1 protein-coding gene is annotated in these 546 nt (G+C 38.1%); it reads right to left on the reverse strand.

Translation table 11 applies throughout. The features are described from left to right. Positions 1-119: 119 nt before the first annotated feature. Positions 120-518: a DUF6232 family protein gene (locus R7Q48_RS30220; protein WP_017821406.1), complete on the reverse strand. Its 399-nt coding sequence runs from the start codon at positions 516-518 to the stop codon at positions 120-122. Positions 519-546 lie beyond the last annotated feature (28 nt).

Consider the following 546-nt stretch of genomic DNA (forward strand, 5'->3'; position numbering starts at 1 on the left):
TATAACGCCTTGTTAAGGTGTGAGGCACGCAATACCGAAGGTTCCGCATAACACCTTAACCACTAAAACCAACGCATGGTAAAAATGCCACGCGTGCCGAATCACTCTTGAACAATTTGTTATACGAATTTTTTCAGTGCCGACACTTGCTGTTCAAATAACTCACAATCTGACTTTGAGTATGACTTAGCTACATTAACCCATTGAACGCCCGTTTCATCTATGTGGCGAAACTCGACTTGAAGTGCATATTTAGAACAACGAAAAAGAGCAAAAACCAAACCTACAACCGTCAGACTAAGAACTAAAACTAGTAGCCATTGTGGCACCTCTTCCAACCTTGGAATAACTAACCAAACTGCCCCTGAAAAAACACACACCCAGAATAAAACTTGACCTAAATTATCAAGAAAACTTAACTTTTTAACCCTAACATTGTTTATCTTAGACAAAGGATATGAGTCTTTCTTAAACCTGAACTCTTTTGAATCCAAGTTAAAATCAGTATTTTTGTACATAATTTCCCTCTATTCGTATAACGCCCTG

The organism is Vibrio sp. 378, assembly GCF_033339435.1.

Excerpts from the sequence above, each read along its gene's own strand:
- R7Q48_RS30220 (WP_017821406.1), bottom strand. The coding sequence starts at position 518 with ATGTACAAAAATACTGATTTTAACTTGGATTCAAAAGAGTTCAGGTTT.